20 protein-coding genes and 1 pseudogene are annotated in these 21286 nt (G+C 68.9%); 13 read left to right on the top strand and 8 right to left on the bottom strand.

Annotation, left to right across the window (positions count from 1 at the left end):
- Positions 1-100 precede the first annotated feature (100 nt).
- Entirely contained in the window at positions 101-3523 is a 3423-nt protein-coding gene (locus tag Q7C18_RS06930) for a glycosyltransferase (protein WP_311024749.1), read from the bottom strand.
- Positions 3524-3629: 106 nt separating this feature from the next.
- Between Q7C18_RS06930 and ffh the strand changes: the two genes are divergently transcribed.
- The 12 genes and pseudogenes from ffh (at position 3630) to Q7C18_RS06870 (ending at position 13781) form a co-directional block, all read left to right on the top strand.
- The gene (gene ffh, locus Q7C18_RS06925; RefSeq protein ID WP_311024748.1) at positions 3630-5252 is read left to right on the top strand and encodes a signal recognition particle protein; all 1623 of its coding nucleotides are present in this window, start codon (positions 3630-3632) and stop codon (positions 5250-5252) included.
- 205 nt (positions 5253-5457) lie between these two features.
- Positions 5458-5883 (top strand): 30S ribosomal protein S16, encoded by a 426-nt coding sequence (rpsP, locus tag Q7C18_RS06920; protein WP_311024747.1) that lies wholly within the window; start codon positions 5458-5460, stop codon positions 5881-5883.
- A gap of 18 nt (positions 5884-5901) precedes the next feature.
- Positions 5902-6144: an RNA-binding protein gene (locus Q7C18_RS06915; protein WP_070161407.1), complete on the top strand. Its 243-nt coding sequence runs from the start codon at positions 5902-5904 to the stop codon at positions 6142-6144.
- A 24-nt stretch (positions 6145-6168) separates the two neighbouring features.
- Positions 6169-6750: a ribosome maturation factor RimM gene (gene rimM, locus Q7C18_RS06910; RefSeq protein ID WP_083277662.1), complete on the top strand. Its 582-nt coding sequence runs from the start codon at positions 6169-6171 to the stop codon at positions 6748-6750.
- A 71-nt stretch (positions 6751-6821) separates the two neighbouring features.
- Complete coding sequence (gene trmD / locus Q7C18_RS06905; protein WP_070161409.1) at positions 6822-7568, top strand: tRNA (guanosine(37)-N1)-methyltransferase TrmD; 747 nt, start codon at positions 6822-6824, stop codon at positions 7566-7568.
- A gap of 245 nt (positions 7569-7813) precedes the next feature.
- Positions 7814-8206, top strand: a complete 393-nt coding sequence (gene rplS / locus Q7C18_RS06900) for a 50S ribosomal protein L19 (RefSeq protein ID WP_070161411.1) — start codon at positions 7814-7816, stop codon at positions 8204-8206.
- 152 nt (positions 8207-8358) lie between these two features.
- Positions 8359-9066: a signal peptidase I gene (gene lepB, locus Q7C18_RS06895; RefSeq protein WP_070161413.1), complete on the top strand. Its 708-nt coding sequence runs from the start codon at positions 8359-8361 to the stop codon at positions 9064-9066.
- Positions 9056-9835 (top strand): signal peptidase I, encoded by a 780-nt coding sequence (gene lepB, locus Q7C18_RS06890; RefSeq protein WP_083277663.1) that lies wholly within the window; start codon positions 9056-9058, stop codon positions 9833-9835. The genes lepB (Q7C18_RS06895) and lepB (Q7C18_RS06890) overlap by 11 nt, the downstream gene beginning before the upstream one ends.
- Positions 9835-10602: a ribonuclease HII gene (locus tag Q7C18_RS06885; protein ID WP_311024746.1), complete on the top strand. Its 768-nt coding sequence runs from the start codon at positions 9835-9837 to the stop codon at positions 10600-10602. Before lepB (Q7C18_RS06890) ends, Q7C18_RS06885 begins: the two co-directional genes overlap by 1 nt.
- A gap of 95 nt (positions 10603-10697) precedes the next feature.
- A complete protein-coding gene (locus tag Q7C18_RS06880; RefSeq protein WP_070161417.1) occupies positions 10698-11108 on the top strand; it encodes a YraN family protein in 411 nt (136 codons plus the stop codon).
- Positions 11105-12085, top strand: a pseudogene (locus Q7C18_RS06875) (ATP-binding protein); the annotation flags it as partial. The gene Q7C18_RS06880 and the pseudogene Q7C18_RS06875, both read left to right, overlap by 4 nt.
- Positions 12086-12134: 49 nt before the next feature.
- A complete protein-coding gene (locus Q7C18_RS06870; RefSeq protein WP_311024745.1) occupies positions 12135-13781 on the top strand; it encodes a recombinase family protein in 1647 nt (548 codons plus the stop codon).
- Here Q7C18_RS06870 and Q7C18_RS06865 read toward each other — a convergent pair.
- From Q7C18_RS06865 to Q7C18_RS06845, 5 genes are all read right to left on the bottom strand, one after another.
- Positions 13765-13965 (bottom strand): hypothetical protein, encoded by a 201-nt coding sequence (locus Q7C18_RS06865; RefSeq protein ID WP_311024744.1) that lies wholly within the window; start codon positions 13963-13965, stop codon positions 13765-13767. The two genes, Q7C18_RS06870 and Q7C18_RS06865, sit on opposite strands and share 17 nt — an antisense overlap.
- Entirely contained in the window at positions 13962-14534 is a 573-nt protein-coding gene (locus Q7C18_RS06860; protein ID WP_311024743.1) for a hypothetical protein, read from the bottom strand. The genes Q7C18_RS06865 and Q7C18_RS06860 overlap by 4 nt, the downstream gene beginning before the upstream one ends.
- A gap of 14 nt (positions 14535-14548) precedes the next feature.
- Positions 14549-14848 carry a hypothetical protein gene (locus Q7C18_RS06855; RefSeq protein ID WP_311024742.1) on the bottom strand — a complete coding sequence of 100 codons (300 nt, stop codon included), beginning with the start codon at positions 14846-14848 and terminating at the stop codon, positions 14549-14551.
- 257 nt (positions 14849-15105) lie between these two features.
- Positions 15106-16884 carry a TraM recognition domain-containing protein gene (locus Q7C18_RS06850; protein WP_311024741.1) on the bottom strand — a complete coding sequence of 593 codons (1779 nt, stop codon included), beginning with the start codon at positions 16882-16884 and terminating at the stop codon, positions 15106-15108.
- Entirely contained in the window at positions 16881-17390 is a 510-nt protein-coding gene (locus tag Q7C18_RS06845; RefSeq protein ID WP_396954349.1) for a hypothetical protein, read from the bottom strand. Before Q7C18_RS06845 ends, Q7C18_RS06850 begins: the two co-directional genes overlap by 4 nt.
- A 193-nt stretch (positions 17391-17583) precedes the next feature.
- Here Q7C18_RS06845 and Q7C18_RS06840 point away from each other — a divergent pair, with 193 nt between their 5' ends.
- Complete coding sequence (locus Q7C18_RS06840) at positions 17584-18534, top strand: endonuclease/exonuclease/phosphatase family protein (protein WP_311024740.1); 951 nt, start codon at positions 17584-17586, stop codon at positions 18532-18534.
- A 9-nt stretch (positions 18535-18543) separates the two neighbouring features.
- Here the strand turns inward: Q7C18_RS06840 and Q7C18_RS06835 are convergent, their stop codons facing one another.
- Together Q7C18_RS06835 and Q7C18_RS16770 are read right to left on the bottom strand one after the other, a co-directional pair.
- Entirely contained in the window at positions 18544-20046 is a 1503-nt protein-coding gene (locus tag Q7C18_RS06835) for an ATP-binding protein (RefSeq protein WP_311024739.1), read from the bottom strand.
- The gene (locus Q7C18_RS16770) at positions 20043-21281 is read right to left on the bottom strand and encodes a hypothetical protein (protein ID WP_396954344.1); all 1239 of its coding nucleotides are present in this window, start codon (positions 21279-21281) and stop codon (positions 20043-20045) included. Before Q7C18_RS16770 ends, Q7C18_RS06835 begins: the two co-directional genes overlap by 4 nt.
- Positions 21282-21286: the final 5 nt, after the last annotated feature.

Below are 21286 nucleotides of genomic sequence, written 5' to 3'. Positions count from 1 at the left end.
AGGGCGGGCTGTGCTTCACGGTAGCGGGCCTTGCGGGGAAGGGCCACAGCAGGATGGGCGGGCGGAACAGACAGGTCGGCTGACGCAGGCGGGCCGCAGGTCAGCCGGACCCGCTCTCGAAGAACCTCCTGGCCTTCGGTGACGTCCAACTGTACTCGCCGTAGGCTGCGGCGATCTCACGCAACACGGCCGCGGCCTCCGCCCGCTGGTGGGGGAGGACTCGCTTGTACTTGTCCAGGTACCAGGTGACGAAGAACTTCTCGAACCGCTGCTCCATGTAGGCCTCCAGCAGCCCGGTCTCGCGCAGCCAGGCCGCCCGGGCCTGCTCCAGGATGAGGTACTTGCGGAAGTAGCCCGGGGAGACGACATTGACGATCGAGGTGTCCACCGCGCCGTAGTAGGTGTACACGGGGCGGTACACCGGAGCGTAGGCCTCGGTGTGGAAGAGCATCTGCTGGAAGAAGTAGGTGTCCTGACCGACGGCCCCTTCCGGCTGGACGAGTCCCAGCCCCTTGAGCCAGTCGGTCCGGGCGACCAGGGCCTCGATGCTGGCCGGCCTGAAGCCGACAGCCGGCAGCGACTCCCGGTCCACGCGGAACAGTCCGTCGCGGTGTGGTATCGCTCCGGCGAACCACGCGTGGTAGTCGTGCACCGAATGCTTCCTGGTCCACACCGCCATGGTGCCCAGGGCGAAGTTCGCCTCTGGGGCCTGTTCGAGCGTGTCCATCAGCTCCCAGTAGCCGTCGTCGAGCTCCTCGTCATCCGGATCCAGGTAGGTCACGTACGGGGTGAAGCTCAGGGCCAGCCCCGTGTTGCGCGGACGGGAGGCGGAGCCCGAGCCCCCGCGGGCATGGTGGTAGGCGGTCACGTTCGGCCACCGGTGAGCGAGCTCCTCCACCGTGTCCACCGTCACCGGGTCGGTGGACCCGTCGTTGACCAGCAGGACGTGCATCCTCTCGAAGATCGAGGAGCGTCGCAGCGAGGCGAAGGCCTTGTGGCGCAGGTGGTCGCCGTTGTTGTAGATGGGCACGATCACCGCCAGCTGAAGGCCGAGCTCGTGGGCCGTGCGGCGAGCCTCCTGCTGGACCGCCTCGAGATCGTCTGCGGTCAGCGGCGACGGCGCCGGTCGACGTCGCGGTGGGGCGTCCCGTGTGCTCGGAGCCGCGGACTCCGGGGATGGCCGCGCCGCCTCGGACGACGAGCCGTCCGGCGGCGCGGGCGTGCCGGCGCTGCCGGACGCTGCGGACTCCCGCTCCAGGTTCGGGGTCATCGGGGTGCTCACCTCCGAGGCGGCAGCGACGCCGCGGACGACGTCCCAGAAGGACGGACGTGCGGAGGCCGGCGTCTCCGGGTGCTCGGCAGGGGCCGCATGCGGGGTCGTCGGCCCCGCCGATGCGGTGCCCGACGCCTCTCGGGCGTCCCGACGCGAAGCGCCGGTGGTGAGCGGACCAGCCGGGCGATGGCCCAGGTGGTCCACGCAGTAGACCCGGCTCCGTTCGGCCGCCCGGAGCAGCTCCTCACGTGTCCCGAGGAGGTCAGGGGCCGGGCGCCACCAGGCCGTGAGCTCGAGCGCGAGGACTCCGCGGCGATGGCGGTGGGCCTGGGAGTCGCTGTCCGCGGCGTCGCCGGAGAGCTTCTGGGTCACCGGTGCCGACTGATAGCGGAACGCCGCCACATGGTCGGCCACGTAGGTGGGGGCATGGTGCCTGGTGGGGGAGACCGGCAGCAGCACGTCGAAGCTCCCGGCCGCGGCCTCCGCCCCGGACTCCTCCACCCGCCCGGCCAGCTCCTCCCACGTGATCAGCTCGACGTCGGCATGAGTCTGCTCGGCCATCTCGCGGGCGAGGTCGTCCGTGCGCTGCTCGGTGACCGCCAGGACCCTCTCCCGCACGGGCGTCACGTTCAGCCCCGCGCGCTCGCAGATGCGCCGCAGCACGTCGGAGGCGTGGTGGTCGGTGAAGACCTTGCGGATGCCGTCGCCCTGGACGCGGCGCAGCTCCTCCTGCGACATCAGCTGCAGGGTCTTGGCGACGTCCTCCGCGGAGTTCGCGATGTAGGTGTGCGGGTGGTAGGAGTTCAGGCCCTGGTTGTAGGTGGAGAGCACCATCGTGCCGCTGGCCTGCAGCTCCAGGATCTGCGGGTCGAACACCGCCTGCGAGTCGACGACGGCGTTGATGGTCAGCGCCACATCCATGGCTCGCTGCAGCGTGTCGGTGCCGTAGGTGAGGTCGATGTCGGCGGCCTCGTCCGCCGAGACCGTCCAAGGCCCGTAGCGGGTGGGGATCACCCAGTGCTCCGAGTCCGGCGCCTGCGCGGGGTCGGGCTGCAGGAGGACGACGGGACGACCGGAGATCAGGGCACCGTCGAGCAGCGCCGGGGCGTAGGGCGGGTCAGAGAGGTGGCCCGCCGGGTGCGTCTGCTCGCAGCCCAGCAGCGCCACCAGGTCGGTGCGCGCCGGGCGCGTGCCGATCGGACTGTGGATCAGCGGATTGACGCCCGCCGGGATCACGTCCACGCCGGTCGACTCGGTCTCCTGAGCGCGGTACAGGGCCGCGGCTTCGGCGTCGGTGGTGACGATCCGCGAGCATGCGCGCGCCAGCTCCGCGGTCTCCTCGACGGCGGTCCCTGCGGTGGACACCAGCACGGTGGGGACCCCTCTGCCCCGGAACGCGGGGATGACGGTCTTCGCGAGATGGCGCATCGTCAGCGCGTGCTCCAGCTCGGCCCGCGCGTCAGCAGCCTCGGCGGCCTCCGCGCCGTCGAGCGCGTCGCGAGCAGCGGGGGAGGCCGCGGCATCCTCGAAGCCGTCCTCCCAGAGCAGCGGGAGAGGCCCCGTGTCGGTGGCCACCAGCAGCAGGTCGAGGTCCTCAAGGTGCTCCCGCCACGTGGAGCCGGTCAGTGCCACGACGTCGGCGAGTCCGCTGAAGCGGGCCTGGACCCGGGGAGCCCCGATGATCCCCAGTCGCACCGGCAGGCGAGGACGAGAGATGCCCATCTCGCCGTCGGGGAGGCCCTGGGCGGCCTCGAGGGCCTCCTGGAGGCGATGCGCAGGCGTGTGCAGGGCCTGAGGCCCGATGGTGTCCGCAACGGTGAGCGCCTGCAGGTCGTCCGCGGTGAGTGAGGAGACCGCCCCCGGGGAGATGGTCGCGATCTGGGCGAGGAACTCGTGCCGCTGGCGGTGCTCCTCAGCGCGGCGCAGGTGGTCCCGAGCGTGGTCCCGGCGCAGCCGATCCGTCGGATGCGCCCCCGCGTCGGCCTCTGCGGCGGTCCTGGGTCGAGGTTCGGCACCGGTCTTGCGGACGTCGCCGTCGTCTCCCGCCGCGTCGTCGGTGCACCAGCTCCCGGCCGCCCGCCGATGGGCGTCCTCCACGGTCCGCAGCGCCGCGCGATGGGTGCGCAGAGCGGCGCCGAGCACATCCGTCTCGCGGAGTCGGCCGGGTCGGGGGGAGGGGGCAGCGGGGGAGCCGGTCAGGGAGCCTGTCGGCTCCTGCGGCCCCGCCGGGGGAGTCTCTGTCCAACGCACATTGCTACTCTAGAGGTTCGGCAGATGACACGCCCGGTCGGCCACGCGGGCCGGAGCGGCTCTGCCCTGCCTGCCCCAGCTCTGTCGATCTAAGGATCTGCACCCAGTGTTCAACTCCCTCTCCGATCGCCTCACAGCGACATTCAAGAACCTCCGCGGCAAGGGGCGCCTGACCGAGGCGGACATCGACGGCACAGCCCGTGAGATCCGTCGGGCCCTGCTGGACGCCGACGTCGCCGTTCCGGTGGTGCGTGAGTTCATCGCCCGCGTGAAGGCCCGTGCGCTGGGCTCCGAGGTTGCCGAGGCACTCAACCCAGGCCAGCAGGTCGTGAAGATCGTCAACGAGGAGCTCGTGGGCATCCTCGGAGGTCAGACGCGCGAGCTGCAGTTCGCCAAGCAGCCTCCCACCATCATCATGCTCGCCGGTCTCCAGGGCGCGGGAAAGACGACCCTGGCCGGGAAGCTCGCGTACCGACTGAAGAACCAGGGTCATACCCCCCTGCTGGTCGCGTGCGACCTCCAGCGCCCCAACGCGGTGAACCAGCTGCAGGTCGGCGGGCGGCGGGCCGGCGTGCCGGTGTATGCGCCGCATCCCGGGGTGTCCTCCGAGGAGGAGACGCCCACCGGGGACCCGGTGGGCGTGGCCCGCGACGGTGTGGCCGAGGCACGTGAGAAGCTCCACGACGTCGTCATCATCGACACCGCCGGCCGTCTGGGCGTCGACTCCGAACTGATGCAGCAGGCTGCCGACATCAAGGCCGCCGTCGGTGCCCACGAGGTGCTGTTCGTCATCGACGCGATGATCGGTCAGGACGCGGTCACCACGGCGCAGGCCTTCAACGAAGGCGTGGACTTCACCGGCGTGGTGCTCTCCAAGCTCGACGGCGACGCCCGAGGCGGAGCCGCGCTCTCCGTGGCCTCGGTGACGGGGAAGCCCGTCATGTACGCCTCCACCGGTGAGGGGCTGAAGGACTTCGAGGTCTTCCACCCCGACAGGATGGCCCGGCGCATCCTGGACATGGGTGACGTGCTCTCGCTCATCGAGCAGGCCGAGGCCAGCTGGGACAAGGCCGAGGCCGCCAAGATGGCCCAGAAGTTCGCCGACCGGGAGGACTTCACCCTCGAGGACTTCCTCGCCCAGATGCAGCAGCTCAAGAAGATGGGCTCCATGAAGAAGCTGCTGGGCATGATGCCCGGCGCCCAGGGCATGCGGGAGCAGCTTGACCAGTTCGACGAGTCCTCGATCGGCCGCGTGGAGGCGATCATCTACTCGATGACCCCGCATGAGCGGGTCGCTCCGAAGATCATCAATGGCTCGCGTCGGGCCCGCATCGCCCGGGGTTCGGGCGTCCATGTCTCCGAGGTGAACCAGCTCCTCGAGCGGTTCACCCAGGCGCAGAAGATGATGAAGAAGATGGCCGGCGGGGGCGGGATGCCGCAGATGCCCGGCGGCGGAGGGGCGCCCGGCGGCGGGATGCCCGGGATGCCCGGCATGCCCGGTATGGGTGCCGGCAAGGGGCGGAAGAAGCCCGCCAAGGGCAAGGGGAAGAAGAAGGCGAAGTCCGGCAACCCGGCCCGCGCCGCGCAGGAGGCCCAGGAGGCGGAGCGCCGGAAGGCCGAGGCGGCCAAGAAGCGCATGGACGGTTCGAGCTTCGGAGCGGCCGGTGACGACGCCTTCGACCCGGCCCAGCTGAACCTGCCGAAGGGCTTCGAGAAGTACCTCAAGTGAGGCGCCGTGCGTCCGGGGCGCGTCGAATCGCGCCCTGAGGGTTTGTCTGGCACAATGGGCAGGTACTGTGATCGGCCGTGGCGACCCTCTGACCCTGCGGCAGATCACTGTTCCTTGAGCGGTCGCATCGACTGAGCAGCAATCCCCACGCAGCACGATGCTCGGCCGCGCCCCTGAAAACAAGAAACAGGAGTGGACCACTCAAGTGGCAGTCAAGATTCGTCTGAAGCGGATGGGTAAGATCCGCGCACCGTACTACCGTGTCGTCGTCGCCGACTCCCGCACCAAGCGTGACGGAGCGGCCATCGAGCAGATCGGCAAGTACCACCCCACCGAGGAGCCCTCGTTCATCGAGATCGACTCTGAGCGTGCCCAGTACTGGCTCTCCGTCGGCGCTCAGCCGACCGAGCAGGTCATGGCACTGCTGAAGATCACCGGTGACTGGCAGAAGTTCAAGGGCCTCGACGGCGCCGAGGGCACTCTGAAGACCAAGGCTCCCAAGGAGGAGTACCAGGTCCCGCAGAAGGGCTCGGTCATCGTCGGAACCTCCGAGAAGGCTCCCGAGAAGCCCCAGGCCGAGGAGTCCGCGGAGGCTTCCGCCGAGGAGACCACCGAGGACAAGGCTGAGTGATTCCGCGTGGCTGATGCAGTGCTGACCGATGCTCTCGAACACCTGGTGCGCGGCATCGTCGACTCACCTGATGACGTCGACGTCCGTCGTCGCAGCGGGCGCCGTCACGATGTGCTCCAGGTCCGGGTCCACCCGGACGACCTCGGCCGGGTCATCGGTCGAGCGGGGCGCACTGCCAAGGCACTGCGCACCGTGATCGCCGCGCTCCCAGACGGCGAGCACGTCCGCGTCGACGTGGTCGACACCGACCGGCGTCGCTGAGCGACGTCCCAGGCTGCGACCACTATGAGCACTGCCCAGAACGGGAAGCGCCCAGAGACGAGCGACCCGCAGGCACCGCCGGAGACGGCGGAGCGCCTGCGGGTCGCTCGCGTGGGCAAGCCGCACGGCGTCCGTGGCGAGGTCACGGTGCAGCTGTTCACCGATGAGCCCTCCGAGCGGCTCGCCCCCGGAGCCGAGCTCATCCGCACGCCGGGGCGGGACACCCTCGACCGGAGCACCACGTCGTTGACTGTGACCGGTCAGCGGTGGAACAAGAGCATCTGCCTGCTGCGGTTCGCCGAGGTCGACGACCGCGATGCCGCAGAGGCGCTGCGCGGCTCGTTCCTGCATATCGACGTCCCGGCGGAGCCGGAGGACGACGACGGTTGGTACAGCCATCAGATCGCCGGCCTGCGCTGCGTGGGCCCGGACGGTGAGGAGCTCGGCACCGCGCGGGAGCTCATCACCGGCGCCGCGCAGGACCTGCTGTCCGTGGGGACGCCTTCGGGCGAGGAGGTGTTGGTTCCCTTCGTCGTCGAGCTCGTTCCGGAGATCGACCTCGAGGCCCAGCTCATCCGCCTCAACCCTCCCGCCGGTCTCTTCTGACCCCACGTCCCGAGCCGTCAGGCCTCTCAGCCGGCCCTCCGTGACCGATGACCAGGAAGGCATCCGTTCTGATGCGCATCGACGCCGTCTCGATCTTCCCCGAGTTCTTCGACGTGCTGGACCTCTCGCTCATCGGCAAGGCCCAGCGTGACGGACTTCTGGAGCTGCGCCGCCACCAGCTGCGCGACTTCACCACCGACCGGCATCGCACGGTCGACGACACACCGACCGGCGGCGGCGCGGGCATGGTCATGAAGCCGGAGCCGTGGGCCTTGGCCTTGGAGAACGTGCTCGCGGCTCCGAGCCCCGCTGAGCGCCCCGTGCTGATCATCCCCACGCCCGCCGGTGACGTCTTCACCCAGCGCACCGCCGAGGAGCTGGCCGCACGGGAGCATCTCGTGTTCGCCGCTGGTCGCTACGAGGGCATCGACCAGCGCGTCACGGACTGGGCCCAGGAGCACTTCGACGTCCTGCCTCTGAGCATCGGCGACTACGTGCTCAACGGGGGGGAGGCGGCCATCATCGTGATGGTGGAGGCGATCACGCGTCTGCTTCCCGGAGTGCTGGGGAATCCGGAGTCCCTCGACGAGGAGTCCCACGCCGACGGCCTCCTCGAGTATCCCGTCTACACGAAGCCGGCCGTCTGGCGCGGGCATGAGGTGCCGGAGATCCTACTCTCGGGCAACCACGCGAAGATCGACGAGCACCGGCGCCAGGAGCAGCTGCTGCGGACCCGGCGCATCCGCCCCGATCTCTACGCGAAGCACATCGTCGCCCAGGAGGAGGCGGCGCGGCGCGCCGACGAGGCCCAGGGCTGAGGGACTCGTCCCGGTCCGGTCGCCCAGGCGTCGACGATCTGGCATAATGGTCCTCCGTGCCTGCTGGACGGGTTCATCTGCCATGGGGGATGACCGTCAACAGTGAGGCCGCCGGTGCCGCTGATCCTGTCGGCGCCGGAGATCACACCTGATGACCTGCGCCCCGAGGGCATACGCCCGCCTCCGGGTGAGAGGTCTGTCGATCAGGACGAGTGACCTGTGGCAGTCGTCCGAGGAGAAACACCATGCACACTCTCGACTTCGTCGACGCAGCAAGCCTGCGTGATGACATCCCCGAGTTCGCCCCCGGCGACACCGTGAACGTGCACGTCAACATCGTCGAAGGCAAGACCACTCGTGTCCAGGTCTTCAAGGGTTACGTGCTCGGCCGCCAGGGTCGCGGCGTCGGCGAGACCTTCACCGTCCGCAAGGTCTCCTTCGGCGTCGGCGTGGAGCGCACCTTCCCGGTGCACTCCCCGGTGATCGAGAAGGTCGAGGTCGTCGCCCGCGGTGACGTCCGTCGCGCCAAGCTCTACTACATGCGTGACCGCCACGGCAAGGCCGCTCGCATCCGCGAGAAGCGCGAGTCGGCCATCGCCCGGCAGCAGGGCGAGGACGTCGAGGCGACCGAGGCCTGATCGGTCTGGACCAGGTCTGACCGGCTCCGGTCTGTCGGACCCGGTCCGATGTCCGACGAGCCGATCGGGCTGCGCCCATGTCGTCATCTCCGAACCCCGAGTCTCCCGGCACTGCCGATGAGGCTCGGGGTTCGTCGTCTGCTCAGCGACGCGTGAGGCTCTGGCATCTGATGCTGCTGACCGTGCTGGCGGCCGTGCTGGCCACCACGGCGGTGCGCACCTGGGTGGTCGACGTCTACACGGTCGACCAGAACTCGATGCAGCCCACCCTGGACGACGGCGAACGGATCCTGGTGGACCGCTCTTATCCGGGAAGTTCGGGTGCGGACCGTGGGGACGTCGTCGTCTTCGACGGCACGGGTTCCTTCACTCCGTACCAGGCAGACCATGGTGCGCTCGTGGAGCTGGCTGAGAGGGCAGGTCACTGGTTCGGCATCGGGTCGCCCCCACAGACCTATGTGAAGCGCGTGATCGGCGTCGGCGGCGACACGGTGGCCTGCTGTGACGAGCAGGGGCGTGTGACGGTGGACGGCGAACCGCTCGAGGAGCCCTACCTGGGGTGGCGTCCCAGCCCCGAGGAGCCGGCCTCCGAACAGTCCTTCGACGTCGAGGTGCCCCCGGGACGCCTGTGGGTCATGGGCGACAATCGCGACGAGTCGGTGGACTCGCGAGCCCTGCTCGGGGCTCCGGGCGGCGGTATGATCAGCGAGGATCGGCTGATCGGCCGCGCTACCGATGTCTTCTGGCCCTGGAGCGCGCGGCGTGACCTCGCCGAGGACAGCACGTCCGCAGCGGACCCGCATCCCCTGCTGGGATCCGCCGACGACCACGAACGCCAGGAGGGCACGGATGAGCAGTGAGGACGAGCCGCGCGGCGTGTCCGAGGAGCCCGCTTCGGGTGAGGGGACGGGAGGTCCGGACCGGCCCGGGGCCGACGGTCCGCAGGAGCGCCGCCGGCTGCGGGATCGCAGTCCGGCCGCCGCCTTCCTGGTCGAGATCGCGACCATCGTGGTGCTCGCGCTGATCATCTCCTTCGTGGTGAAGACCTTCCTGATGCGGGCGTTCTACATCCCGTCGGAGTCGATGGAGTCGACGCTGGAGGTCGATGACCGCATCGTGGTGAACCTGCTGGCACCGGAGGTCATGGACGTCGAGCGGGGAGACGTCGTGGTCTTCGAGGACACGCGCGGATGGTGGGGTGCCGCGGAGGCCGCCGACACGACGGCGCTGCAGGACACACTGATCTTCCTGGGCCTCATGCCTGACACCTCGGCGCACTACGTGGTCAAGCGGGTGATCGGGATGGACGGCGACGAGGTGGAGTGCTGCGACGACTCCGGCAGAATCAGCGTCAACGGCGAACCCATCCACGAGCCGTACCTGTTCCCCGGAGACGCCCCGAGCCAGACTGAGTTCTCCGTGACGGTGCCGGAGGGTCACGTCTGGCTGCTCGGTGACCACCGATCGGCCTCGGCGGACTCGAGAGCTCATGTGCAGGACGGTGACATGGGAGCGGTGCCGCTCGACGACGTCATCGGCCGCTCGACGGCGATCATCTGGCCCTGGGACCGGTGGGCCGGTGGCGGGTCGGACCGCGACCCCTTCATCGAGGTGCCGGAGGCGCCCTGATGCCGGAGAACGCGACGCTGCTGCCGGAGCTGGCCCTGGCCTCGTCGATCGGTGCGCGCTACGTCGCCGGAGTGGACGAGGTGGGCCGTGGGGCGTTGGCCGGGCCCGTGACCGTCGGCGTGACGGTCTTCGACCTCTACGAGTCTGGACTTGAGTACTGTCCCACGACGGGCGTGGTCGAGGGGCTCGACGGGGTGCGAGACTCGAAGCTGCTGACCGCCGCAGCTCGGCAGCGATGGGCTCCGGTGGTGCTCGAACGGGCAGCCTCGTGCAGCGTCCAGCACCGAGAGGCCGCCCGCATCGACCAGATCGGCATCACGGCGGCGCTCCGCGAGGCGGGCCTGGCGGGCCTGGACGAGGTGGAGAACTCGCTGGGGCTCGCCGTCGACGCGGTCATCCTCGATGGCTCCCATGACTGGCTGACGGGCGGGGCGTCCCCGCGCGTCCATCCTCTGGTGAAGGCTGATGTCAAGGCCCTCTCCGTCGCGTCGGCCAGTGTGGTGGCGAAGGTGCGCCGCGATGCCCTGATGGCGGACCTGGCGCAGCAGCACCCCGGCTACGGCTGGGAGTCGAACCGCGGCTATGGCTCGGCGGCCCACCGTGCAGCCCTGGTGGAGCGGGGGCTGACCCCTCAGCATCGGCGCTCCTGGAAGCTGGTGCCGGGAGGGCATTCCCTCCGGGACGCCGCCCTCCGCGCCCCCTCCGCCGGTGACTCGGGCCGGCACGTGGCGTCTTCCGTTCCTCCACAGGAGCGACCGGTGGGCTGACGACACGCCCAGCCCTCCACAGACCGCGTCGCGGAGCTCGTGGGCTTTTCGGCGGCGGGGCAGAGTGGTGCGCACCGAGGAAGGGAGCACCACAGATGGAGATCACTCCGTCGCGGCACCAGCACCAGGCGCCGCCGAGCAAGGACGAGCTGGGACTGCTGGGGGAGGAGTACGCGGAGACGCACCTGGTCGCGGCCGGCCACATCGTGCTGGACCGACGCTGGCGCAGCCGCCACGGTGAGCTGGACCTGATCACTCTCGACGACGGCGTCCTGGTGGCCGTCGAGGTCAAGACCCGCCGTGGCCGTGGCTGGGGTCATCCGTTCGAAGCCGTGACCCCGGTGAAGCTGCACCGGCTGCACCGGCTGCTCCGCGAGTACGCCGCTCAGCACAGCGGCGTGCGGGTGCCTCTGCGTGTGGACGCCGTCTCGGTGCTCTTCCCCGCCGAGCGCGACACCGCACTGGGTGTGCCGCAGATCGAGCACCTGGAGGACCTGCGGCCATGAGCATGGGACGCGCCCGCTCGGTGGTGCTCGTGGGAGTCCAAGGGCACCTGATCGACGTGGAGGCCGACATCGGCCAGTCGCTGCCGGCCTTCATCCTCTTGGGGCTGCCGGACGCATCGCTGCGGGAGAGCCAGGACCGCATCCGGTCCGCGGCGAAGAACTCCGGACTGGACCTGCCCTCCCGGCGGCTGACCGTGAATCTGCTGCCTGCTTCTCTGCCGAAGTCCGGCTCAGCCCTGGATCTGGCGATCCTGATGAGCGCGTGGGCGGCCGACGGGCTGGTCGCCGGCACCGACGACGTGGTCTTTCTGGCTGAACTCGGTCTGGACGGCCGCCTGCGCCCGGTGCGAGGCGTTCTGCCTGCGGTCGCGGCTGCCGCGCGGGCCGGGGCGGTGCGTGTGGTGGTCTCCCGACAGAACGCGGCCGAGGCCGCGCTGGTGCCCGGCATCGAAGTCTGGGCCGCGTCCCATGCCTACGAGGTTGCCCAAGGCTTCGCCGTGTCCGGACGGCGGGATCGCGGCGTCGCCGGCGTGGATCCACGCCGTCTCCCGGTGGACCCGGATGTGGTGATGGACCGCCACACCGGCAGCGCCGCGGCGGACCAGCACGTGGAGCCGGGACCCGAAGCCCTGCCCGATCTCGCAGAGGTCCGTGGGCAGCCCCAGGCACGGTTCGCGCTGGAAGCGGCCGCCGCCGGTGGTCACCATCTCCTCCTCATGGGTGCACCCGGCGCCGGGAAGACCATGTTGGCGGAACGACTGCCCGGCGTCCTTCCACCGCTGGGCGACGATGAGGCGATGGAGGTGACCGCCATCGGCTCGGTGGCGGGGCCGACGGGACCTGTCACGGCCCTGACACGACGTCCTCCCTTCGAAGCGCCGCATCACAGCGCCAGCACGGCGGCGATCGTCGGCGGCGGCTCCCGGCTGCCCCGCCCGGGCGCGGTGACGCGGTCCCACCGGGGCGTCCTGTTCCTCGATGAGTCGTGCAATGGAAAGTGCACCTCCTTATCGAAGGAGGTCACTGATGAAGACGACTACGAAACAAGCGCCTGGCGCTCATGCCCGGCCGGGACGGGCCACACGCGCGGTGGTCTATCCGGCGTTCACCCAGACGGGTCCGGATGTGCCGGTGGAGGGCACACGGCCGATCTATCTGTATCTGCGGCTGTCGAAGTATCACAAGGACAAAGCGGATGCGATCGAACGTCAGCGCCTTGATCTGACTCGCAAGCTCGCGGTAGAGGGCGGGTGGACGGTGATGGGTGAGTACATCGACAACGACTCAGCGAGCGCTTCTGCGGCGAAGAACCGCAAGGGCTGGCGTCAACTCAACCAAGATATCCAAGCCGGGACGGTGCCAGCGGTGGCGTTCTGGAAGCTCGATCGCACGAACCGTATCGCGGCGAAGTGCATTGAGTGGATCGGACAGTGCCAACGATCGGGCGTGTACTTGGTGTCGCATCAAGACAGCGCTGATGAGTTGAACACCGCGACAGCGGGGGCGAAGTTGGTGACTGGAATCAAGGCGCTGCTGGCGGAGGTGGAGACGGACTCGATGAGTGAGCGCCAGCTCGCCTCGAAGCGGCACTTGGCTGAGGCTGGGTTTCATCATGGCGGCACGCCGCCGCTGGGGTGGATGGCTGGCCCGCGTGTGGTCGATGAGTTTGGACGTTCGGGGGTGCGACTGCTGCCGCATCCGGTGGAGCATCCGGCATTGAAGGATGCGGTGGACATGGTGCTGGCTGGCAAGAGCCTGGCCCAGATCGGACGCTATTGGGGCGAGCATTACGGGATCACAACTGCGACCGGCGGCCCGGTCTATGAGGCGACGGTGTATCGGGCACTGATCTCGCCGCGGATGATCGGGTATCGGATGCGGCAGGTGCCCGAACATCAGCGTGGGATCAAACTCGATCTGTTGGATTACATCGCCCGTGATGCCTCGGGTGAGCCGGTGATCGCCCAGGAGCCGGTGTGTGACCGGGGGACGTGGTTACGGGTTCGGCGGCTCTTGGAGGAGGCGAAGACCTCCCGGGCAAGGCGGCCGTGGGGTTCGCATGAGTGGCTGCTGACCGGACTGTTGTTCTGCCAGTGCGGGGAGCGTCTCTACGGGCATCAGAAGTACCGCAAGCGCGCCTCAGGCGAGCGAGTGCAGGCATTTGCTTACCGGTGCCAGGCCAACAAGGTGCGGGGGCCGGGGAACTGTTCGGGCGGGTGCACGATCGATGCGGTCAAGGGTGAGGCGTTCGTGCTGGGCTGGTTCTTCGCCCAGATCAGCGACGACGCGCTCGCGGCGGCCCGCGCCCGCCGCCGGGCAGCCCGCTCAGATGCCGGGATCGACGAGGTCCTATCCGAGCTTGACGAGGCCAGGGCCGAGCGTGACGCGCTGTTATCGAAGCAGGGCACCGGGGAGTACCGGGGTGCGATGGTCACAGTGCTGCTGAGCCTGATCGAGGATGCTCAGCGGCGAGTCGATGGGCTCCAGCGGCGTCTTGACGCGATGGAACTGGAGGAGTCCCCGATCCAGGACGGGCCGACGCTGATTGCGTCGTGGAAGGAGCGCGCGATCGCCGAGAAGCGCGCCTATCTACGGCGGATGATTCACCGGATTGACGCATCGCCGGGAAAGACCCCGACCGAGGAACGGTTGATGATCATTCCGGTCGGCTAAGGGTGTCGCTCAGGCTCGCGGAATCGAGCATCGTGGCGATCTGCTCGATCACCTCTTGACAAGCAGGCTGGGTGGTGCGTCGGAGGGTGCCGGCGCACCACCCAGCGGCGAACGCGCCATAGGCGGGCTCTGCGACGACCTCACGCAACTCGTTGGCCGGCGGGCAGAACGGGTCGATGTTCATTGTTCGTCTCCGGCGATCGAGGCGTAGAAATCCTCCTCGGCCTGGCGGCGCCGTGCCACATCAGCCTGAACGAACTCGGTGAACTCCGAGTCCCGGTCTGCGATCACAGTCTCCTCGACTGGTTCGGCCGGGTCTTCGCCAGGCCAGACGGTCTGCCGGGTGGGGCGGTCACGGTCCACGCGGGTGCCCGAGGCGGCCACCCAGTCGCGCAGTCGCGCTCTCGTGTCGGCGAAGTCACGGTGCCAGCCGATTGCGGCGGAGGCGTTCTGCTCGCGGTCGTAGGCACCCAGCCAGTGCAGATGCAGCGCTGAGAGTTCCCACACCAACTCTAGGTGGTGGTGCCAGAAAGGAGGAAGCACCGAGGCGGGTAGCCCGTATGTCGTGCGCAACCACTTCACCCATCGGTCCAGCGCGAACCACTCGGCCTCCAGCTCATCGGCAGTCAGCAGGTTCCAGTTCACCGGATGCGGCGGCTCGGCGGTCTCCGGTACATCGTCGGAGACAAGATCGTCATCCGTAACGGGGTCATCGTCGTCTACTGCGTCCAGCTCGGGGGTGTATTCGTCCATAGCTAGGCTCCGCTTCACAGACCGATCGCCGGGGCGGTGTTGGTCGGCGCTTGACGTTCAGGGGGATCGAGTGCCGCCGCATTCTGGGAGGCGTCGCGTTCGGGGGTCGGCTGCTCGATGCCGTTGCGTCGAGCTGAGCGGTCGACCTCATAGCGGGTGTAGGCGGCATCGGGGCCGATCCCGGTCGCGACGAAGACTTCACCTTCGGCGCCGGTGGTGTCGTTCGTGTAGGAGCGGGTGTAGCCCTGTGCAACGAACCGGTCGCCTTTGACGAAGTTCTCCGCGATCCGCCGAGCGTTCTCGTCATAGGCCACGAGCGTGTTGAAAGTCGTGTCCAGCTTGGTGAACGAGCCGTCTGACTCCCTACGGGAGTGCTCCTGACCGAACCTGACCCGTACCCGTGGGTCACCGTTCTGGGTTTGGGAGACCTGTGGCTCTGAGGCGATGAATCCTCTGATCGAAGGTCGTGTGTGAATCGACATCTTCTGCTCCTGCCGTCGCTCGCGCCACGCTCAGTCGATACGCGGCTGTGTGAGGAAGGTGCACCCGCCCGCCCAGGCAGAACGTGCCGTCAAGTACCGGATCGGCGTAGCAGTGCTTCGACCCCTGCACGGTCTTCCTTGAGCGACGCGGCATCGGGTCGTGTGGGCCACGCGCGCAAGTCCGTGATGATCGGTGGCGAGGCGCGCAGCAGGGTCACGCCGGTGCCGAAGGGCAGGGTCCTGATCCGGTTTGGGGGCAGGATCGGCACGCGGCGAACCGAGCGCTGGTTCGATCGAGTCCCGTGATCACCCAGGGTCACGCTGTCGGTGTACTCGTCGCGTTCCCCGATGAGCGTGCTGAGGTCTTGGAGATCGCGGGAGTTGGAGGCGCCCCCGAGGATGACCTTCACGATGGAGGCATCCCAGATCGCCCCGGCGGCATTGTCCGACCACTTCTCCCGCGCCTGCGGCAACGACTGGAGCACTGGCAAAGTGGTGATCCCGGTGCCGCCGCCTTCGGCCATCAGCGTCGGCAGGGAGGGCAGTGGTGCGAGGTTGCCGATCTCATCGAGCGCCAGCAGCAGCGGAGGGTCCAGGCGGGCACCGGTCGAACGGGCGGCGATCCGGCGGGCGGTCTCGATGAGATCTTCGACGAACGCCGCCACCAGCGCGGCGGATGCGCCGGCTCCGGCTCCGGTGGCGAGCAGGTAGAGAGTGCCGCGCTCTTGGATAAAAGTCTCGGGATCGAAGTCCTCACCCGGCCCCGGTGAGACCGCGTCCAGCACGCGGGGGTCGGCGAGCGCTCCGAGGGCCAGCGCCACCCCCTGCCAGATGGAGTCCCTTGTCTTGGGGTCTGAGTCGATCATCGCCCCGAGCGAGTCCGCCCACCCGGTCGCGGCATGGGTGCTGTTGGTGAGGATGGCGACGGCCTCGGCGGCCGCGGTGGGGTCAAGGGTCCACCGGAACAGCTCCGATGGCGGGCGTCCGTCGAGGGCGGCGGCGTGCAGCAGGGCTTGCAGAGCGGTGCGTGTCTTGCCTTCCCAGAATCCCCCGGACTCCACCCCACCAGCACTGAGTCCTGTGGCGGAGGCGAGTCCGGTGGCACGGATCATTGCTGTGAGCGGATCGTGGCATCCGCGGATGGGCGACCAGCGCATCCCGGCAGGGATGCCCTCAGCCAGGTGCTGGGGATCGAACACCGCCACCGGCCTGCCGTCTCGCTCTCGGGCCCGCAGGGTGGCGGTGAGGTTGTCCGGCCGCGTCGAGGTGGTGACCACGGCGCCGGGGGCGTCCAGGATCGCGTTGATGACCACGTGCAGGCCCTTGCCTGAACGGGGTGGACCGATGAGCAGGATCGAGTCCTCCACCGAAGCCCACACCTGCTTCCCACGCGAGCGCCCCAGCAGGTAGCCGACATCGGAAGGCTTGGGATCATCCAACGAAGGGCGTAGCGTCCCGGCCCGGCGCAGCAGCGCCTTGCCTGAGGCTGTCGTGGCGACCTCGGGACCGGTCGCGGTGCCGGCCAGGCGCCGCGGATCGGTCTCTACCTTCCGTGAGTGGCGGCGCAGCCGCACCCAGACCCACCCGCCAGCCGTCGCGAGGCCACCGAGGAGCACGGCGGCGGTGATCCAGTACGCGACCGGGCTCAATCCCTCGGCATCCAACGCCGTCGCGGGGTCGGTGGGGTTGAACAGCACCCCCAGCCCGGATGCAGGTCCGGCTATGGGTTGGGGTGCGCCGGTCAGGAACGCCGCCACTGACCCTGCGCCACGCAGGATCAGCGCGACGCCGAACGCCCCGATCAGGGCGATGATGGCGGCGTTGGTCAGTTCATCGCCCATGCTCCCGGCCTGCCGCTGCCCGGTCATGGGAGCCGCCGCACCTCGACGGTGCCTGAGACCCGGCCGAACAACAGGATCTCCCCGGCGCCATTGTCGAGCAGGTCACCGATGCGGTTGGTGTCGATCAGCGCACGGGCGTGGCCAGTGCCGGTCGCGTCGGTGCGCGCGACGACGAGGGCGACGGCGATGTCCTCGCCGGGCACGAACCCTTCGCTCGTGACTTCCACCAGCTTCGGTGTCTGCCTGCGTTTGGTCTTGGTGTGCTTCCGGCGCGGTTCCCTCGGCTGGCTCTCTGCCGGTTCTGGCGCCGTGGGCTTGCGGGTGTGGATGAGGTCGGTGAATACGGTGCCGTCGGTTTCGCGGACCTCGATCCGCACCGCGACTGTCCGGTCCTTGGTGATGGCGTCCAACAGGCCGCCGAAGGTGGCACGCGTCCACGTCTGCCCTTCAGCCGGGGGCGGGTAGGCGACGCCGTCGACGGTGACGTCCAGGGCACCGGTCTGGGTGACCGTGATGACCACGTGCGGCAGCACCACCGGCGACGACTCGGATGGCGTGTTGCGGCGGTTACGGCGAGACGGATGATCAGCATTGGAACCCATACCGGCCAGGTGCACCGGCCCTGCCCGGCGAGCACGACCGTGAGCGAGTTCATCGGCTGGTCATCTCCGACCCGTACCGTCATGCCCAGGACGACTGCACGAACAGAGAGGCGGGTGCGTGCGGATGCGGGTAGGGACGTGGAACGTGGAGAACCTGTTCACCCCCGGAGCTGCCTATGGGCCGACCGAGCAGGGTGTGTTCGAGGAGAAGGTCGCAGGGCTGGCCTCAACGATCACCGATGCCGGGCTGGATGTGGTGGCAGCGCAGGAGGTCGGCGACGAGGACGCCTTCGCCGCGCTCATCGATGCGCTCGGTTCGGGGTGGGCCGGTGAGCTGTCCACCCGGTTCGCGACCCCGCACACCATCCGCAACGGCATCGTGTCCCGCCTGCCGATCGAGGCCGTCAGTGAGCACGATGCGATCCCGGCCGAGCTGCAAGGCGTCCCGGTCGATGACAACCAGACAGCGTTGACGGCGATGGGACGCGGTGCCCTCCACATTCGAGTGCAGACACCGGACGGCGCAGGTGTGGATGTGGTGAGCGTGCATTTGAAGTCCAAGCTGATCACCTACCCCGGTGGCCGGTTCACTCCACGGGATGAGGCCGAGCGCGCCCGTTACGCCGCTTACGGGCTCTACCGCCGTGCGGCTGAGGCCGTGGCGGTACGCGGCTTCGCTGATGAGCTGATCGACGGCGAAGGCGACAGCCGACACGTGATCGTGGCTGGTGACTTCAATGACGAGGTCCAGGCGGCGACCACGCAGATCATTCACGGACCGCCCGGTAGCGAGATCGGCACGCCGGGTGAGAACCGTCCCGACCAAGGCGATGCGTGGCGCTTGTTCAACCTGGCTCCGCTGATCCCGGAGGAGTTGCGGTTCTCCCGTGTCTACCGGGGCCGGGGTGAGCTGATCGACCACCTGTTCGTCACCAACGCCACCCGCCAGATCGTGACTGAGGCGACCACGCTGACCGGTGGTGAACCGTTGGCCTCGATCGACGATCTGCCGAACACGCGCCGGGATTCCCCGTATTCGGACCACGCCCTGGTGGTCGCCACCCTGGACCTGTGAGCCCGCCGCTCAGGGGGTGTTCTGAGCGAGACCGGCGGCTCTGGCGCTGGTGTCGAACAGGGAGTGTTCGGCTGGGTGGAGTTGGTGCTGGGTGACGAAGGAGCGATCTTTGATCCGCCAGAGCCCCTGTCCGACGCCGAGGGTGGGGAGGAGTTTCTGTTCGGTGCCGGTCAGTCCGAGGGCTTTCGCGGTGGGGCCGAGCTGGTCGGATTCTTGGCGGTAGACGATTCGGGTCTCGGCGTTGGCGAGGAGGCTGTTGGCGAGGGAGCGCATGGCCGAGCCGGCATCGCCCACGTTGTCCAAGTCAGAGAGCTTATGGAAGATCAGCATGTTCGCGATCCCGTAATGCCGCGCAAGCCGCCAGTGCGCATCCATGCGTTTCAGCAACGCCGGGTGGGACATCAGGCGCCAGGCTTCGTCGTAGATCACCCAGCGCTGCCCACCGGCCGGGTCGAGCAGGGCTGACTCCATCCACGCGCTACTGCAGGTCATCAGAACGCTGATCAGCGTGGAGTTCTCTGTGACGCGGGACAGGTCGAGGCTGATCATCGGCAGCGACGGGTCGAACGCCACCGTCGAGGGACCGTCGAAGAGGCCTTGGAGGTCCCCGGCCACGAGCCGCCTGAGGGCGTGGCCGACGAGCCGACCGTCCTCAGCCAGCCTGCCTTCGTTGTCGTCGTCGTGGGTGGGGTTGAGGATGTGGTCGACGACCATCGGCAGGATCGGCACCGTGTTCTCCCGCACCGTCTGCGTCAGTGCCAGGTCGATGGCGGTGTGCTCCAGAGGCGTCAATCCCCGCGCCAGGACGGTTTCAGCGAGGGCGCCGATGAGGTCGCGGCGCCGGGAGGCGACCGTGGTGTCCCACTGCTCATCCGAGAGCCCGCCGGGCCGGTGGCCTTCATCGAGAGGGTTCAGGCGGGTGTTCAGGCCGTGGCCCAGGACGATGGCGCGTCCGCCGACTGCTTCGGTGACCGCGGTGTGCTCGCCCTTGGGGTCGCCGGGGACGTAGACCCTGCGGCCGAACGGCAAGCTGCGGGTGTAGAGGGACTTCGCGAGGGAGGACTTCCCGGAACCGACGATCCCGGCCAGCACCACATTCGGGGCGGTGATGATCCCACGTGCGTAGAGCACCCAGGGGTCGTAGACGAAGCTGCCGCCGGAGTAGAGGTCTTGGCCGACGAACACCCCGTCGGAGCCGAGGCCGCCTTCGGCGACGAACGGATACGCCCCTGCCAACGTCGCGGAGGTGTCCTGGTGGCGTGGGAGCCGAAACCGCCCCGGGGTTCGCAGCGCGGCGGGCCCGGGTTCACCCGCGGCGGGCAGGTAGGTGGTGGCGCGGCGTTCGGCGCGCTCGGCTTCTGCTTTGGCCTTGACGGCGTGCTTCTCGGCAGCACGCTGTTCGGCCTGGAGCTTCGCGGCGGCCTGGCGGCGCTGTTTGCGGAGCCGGCGGCGTTCCTTGGCCGGGGCGACCAGGATCGAGGTGTGCAACCGTTCTCGGTTGTCGGCACTCACAGGGATAGTCCTCGTCCTGCGGAGCTGGACGAGCGGGTCGGGCCGGCGAACCAGTCCACCTCCCGCTGAGGGGCCTGAGGTGCTCGCGCCGTGGGCCCGCGCCGACCTCTCGCGATGCTGTGTTCGAGGGAACCGACACCGCTGATCGCCTCCCGCGCCGACACCGTGCCGGCGTCCTGCAGTGCTGGGTCGGGCGGCACGTCGTAGGCGCGCAGCAAGGCGACATGTCCGTGGGCATGGTCGTAGGTCAGCGTGTAGTCGGCGGCGGTCACGACCCGGTCGAGGGCCCCGGCGGGTGGTTCGTCGTAGACGTAGCCGTTCTCCAACGCGGCCTCGGTGGTCTCCTGCCCGTAGTCCCACTGGGCCAGGTGCTCGATCGCCGCGTCGGTGCCGTCGCGGTCGATCACATCGAGCACCTGGTCGGCGTCGGCGCCCTGGAGGAACACCACACTGATCCACCGACGCCCCGCCTGCGCGGGCTCGGACTCAGCGGTGCCGTGTTCGCTCAGCTCGGCCAGCGCGTCGGCGTTGGTGTGGGCGGTCTCGGCCACCCACGCCGGGAACAGGCCCTCGTTTTCGGGGCTGCTCCCGGGATGATCGAGCGCGTACTGGCGAGCCTCGCCCGCGGCACCCAGGAAGGTGGCGAGGTCCCGCAAGGCGCGGTCTGGTTCGACGGGGTTTCCGGCGCCGGTGAACAGGTCACGGCCTTCCAGCTCTTGGCCGGTGGTGGTGTCGGTGATCCGGTAGGCGTAGCGGTGATGCTCACCCACCGGCGTGTCGGGCCACACTGCCAATCTCAGCTTCCCGGCCTGTGCGGTGGTGGTTGCAGGGTCACCGTCGAGGTGTGCCGCTATCCGCTCACGCACCGCCGTCTGTTCTGGTGTGGGTTGGGGGTGCCAGGCGATGCGCCCGGAGTGGGTGAACGCCGCACTGAGCCGGTCGTAGGCTTGATCGAGCAGGGTGCCGGCCTGGTGTAGCTCATCGGCCGCCACCAGCGCATCGGCCGCTCCGGTGGCGTGGTTGCCGTGGTCGTCGAAGGCCCGGCCCTGGTGGGCCAGGTGGGCGTTGGCGAGTTGGTCGAGCACCTGGCGTAGTGACCGTAGGCCTGCGGTGAGGTCGCCGAACACGGTGTAGGTGTCGGTCGGGTCATCGAACACGCGGGAGGCGTGGGCGAGACCGCGCAGTGCCTCGGAGGCTTCGGCGGCATCGGCGAGCGGGTCGTGGAAGGTCGGCATCGGGT

Source organism: Nesterenkonia sp. CL21 (assembly GCF_031705515.1).
Classification (GTDB): Bacteria; Actinomycetota; Actinomycetes; order Actinomycetales; family Micrococcaceae; genus Nesterenkonia; species Nesterenkonia aethiopica.
This window is presented reverse-complemented; position numbering and strand designations above follow the sequence as displayed.

Coding starts and splice junctions, on each gene's coding strand:
- rimM (WP_083277662.1), top strand. CDS start 6,169: ATGAGCACTGCCCAGAACGGGAAGCGCCCAGAGACGAGCGACCCGCAG.
- trmD (WP_070161409.1), top strand. CDS start 6,822: ATGCGCATCGACGCCGTCTCGATCTTCCCCGAGTTCTTCGACGTGCTG.
- rplS (WP_070161411.1), top strand. CDS start 7,814: ATGCACACTCTCGACTTCGTCGACGCAGCAAGCCTGCGTGATGACATC.
- lepB (WP_083277663.1), top strand. CDS start 9,056: ATGAGCAGTGAGGACGAGCCGCGCGGCGTGTCCGAGGAGCCCGCTTCG.
- Q7C18_RS06885 (WP_311024746.1), top strand. CDS start 9,835: ATGCCGGAGAACGCGACGCTGCTGCCGGAGCTGGCCCTGGCCTCGTCG.
- Q7C18_RS06880 (WP_070161417.1), top strand. CDS start 10,698: ATGGAGATCACTCCGTCGCGGCACCAGCACCAGGCGCCGCCGAGCAAG.
- Q7C18_RS06870 (WP_311024745.1), top strand. CDS start 12,135: ATGAAGACGACTACGAAACAAGCGCCTGGCGCTCATGCCCGGCCGGGA.
- Q7C18_RS06865 (WP_311024744.1), bottom strand. CDS start 13,965: ATGAACATCGACCCGTTCTGCCCGCCGGCCAACGAGTTGCGTGAGGTC.
- Q7C18_RS06860 (WP_311024743.1), bottom strand. CDS start 14,534: ATGGACGAATACACCCCCGAGCTGGACGCAGTAGACGACGATGACCCC.
- Q7C18_RS06850 (WP_311024741.1), bottom strand. CDS start 16,884: ATGACCGGGCAGCGGCAGGCCGGGAGCATGGGCGATGAACTGACCAAC.
- Q7C18_RS06840 (WP_311024740.1), top strand. CDS start 17,584: ATGCGGGTAGGGACGTGGAACGTGGAGAACCTGTTCACCCCCGGAGCT.
- Q7C18_RS16770 (WP_396954344.1), bottom strand. CDS start 21,281: ATGCCGACCTTCCACGACCCGCTCGCCGATGCCGCCGAAGCCTCCGAG.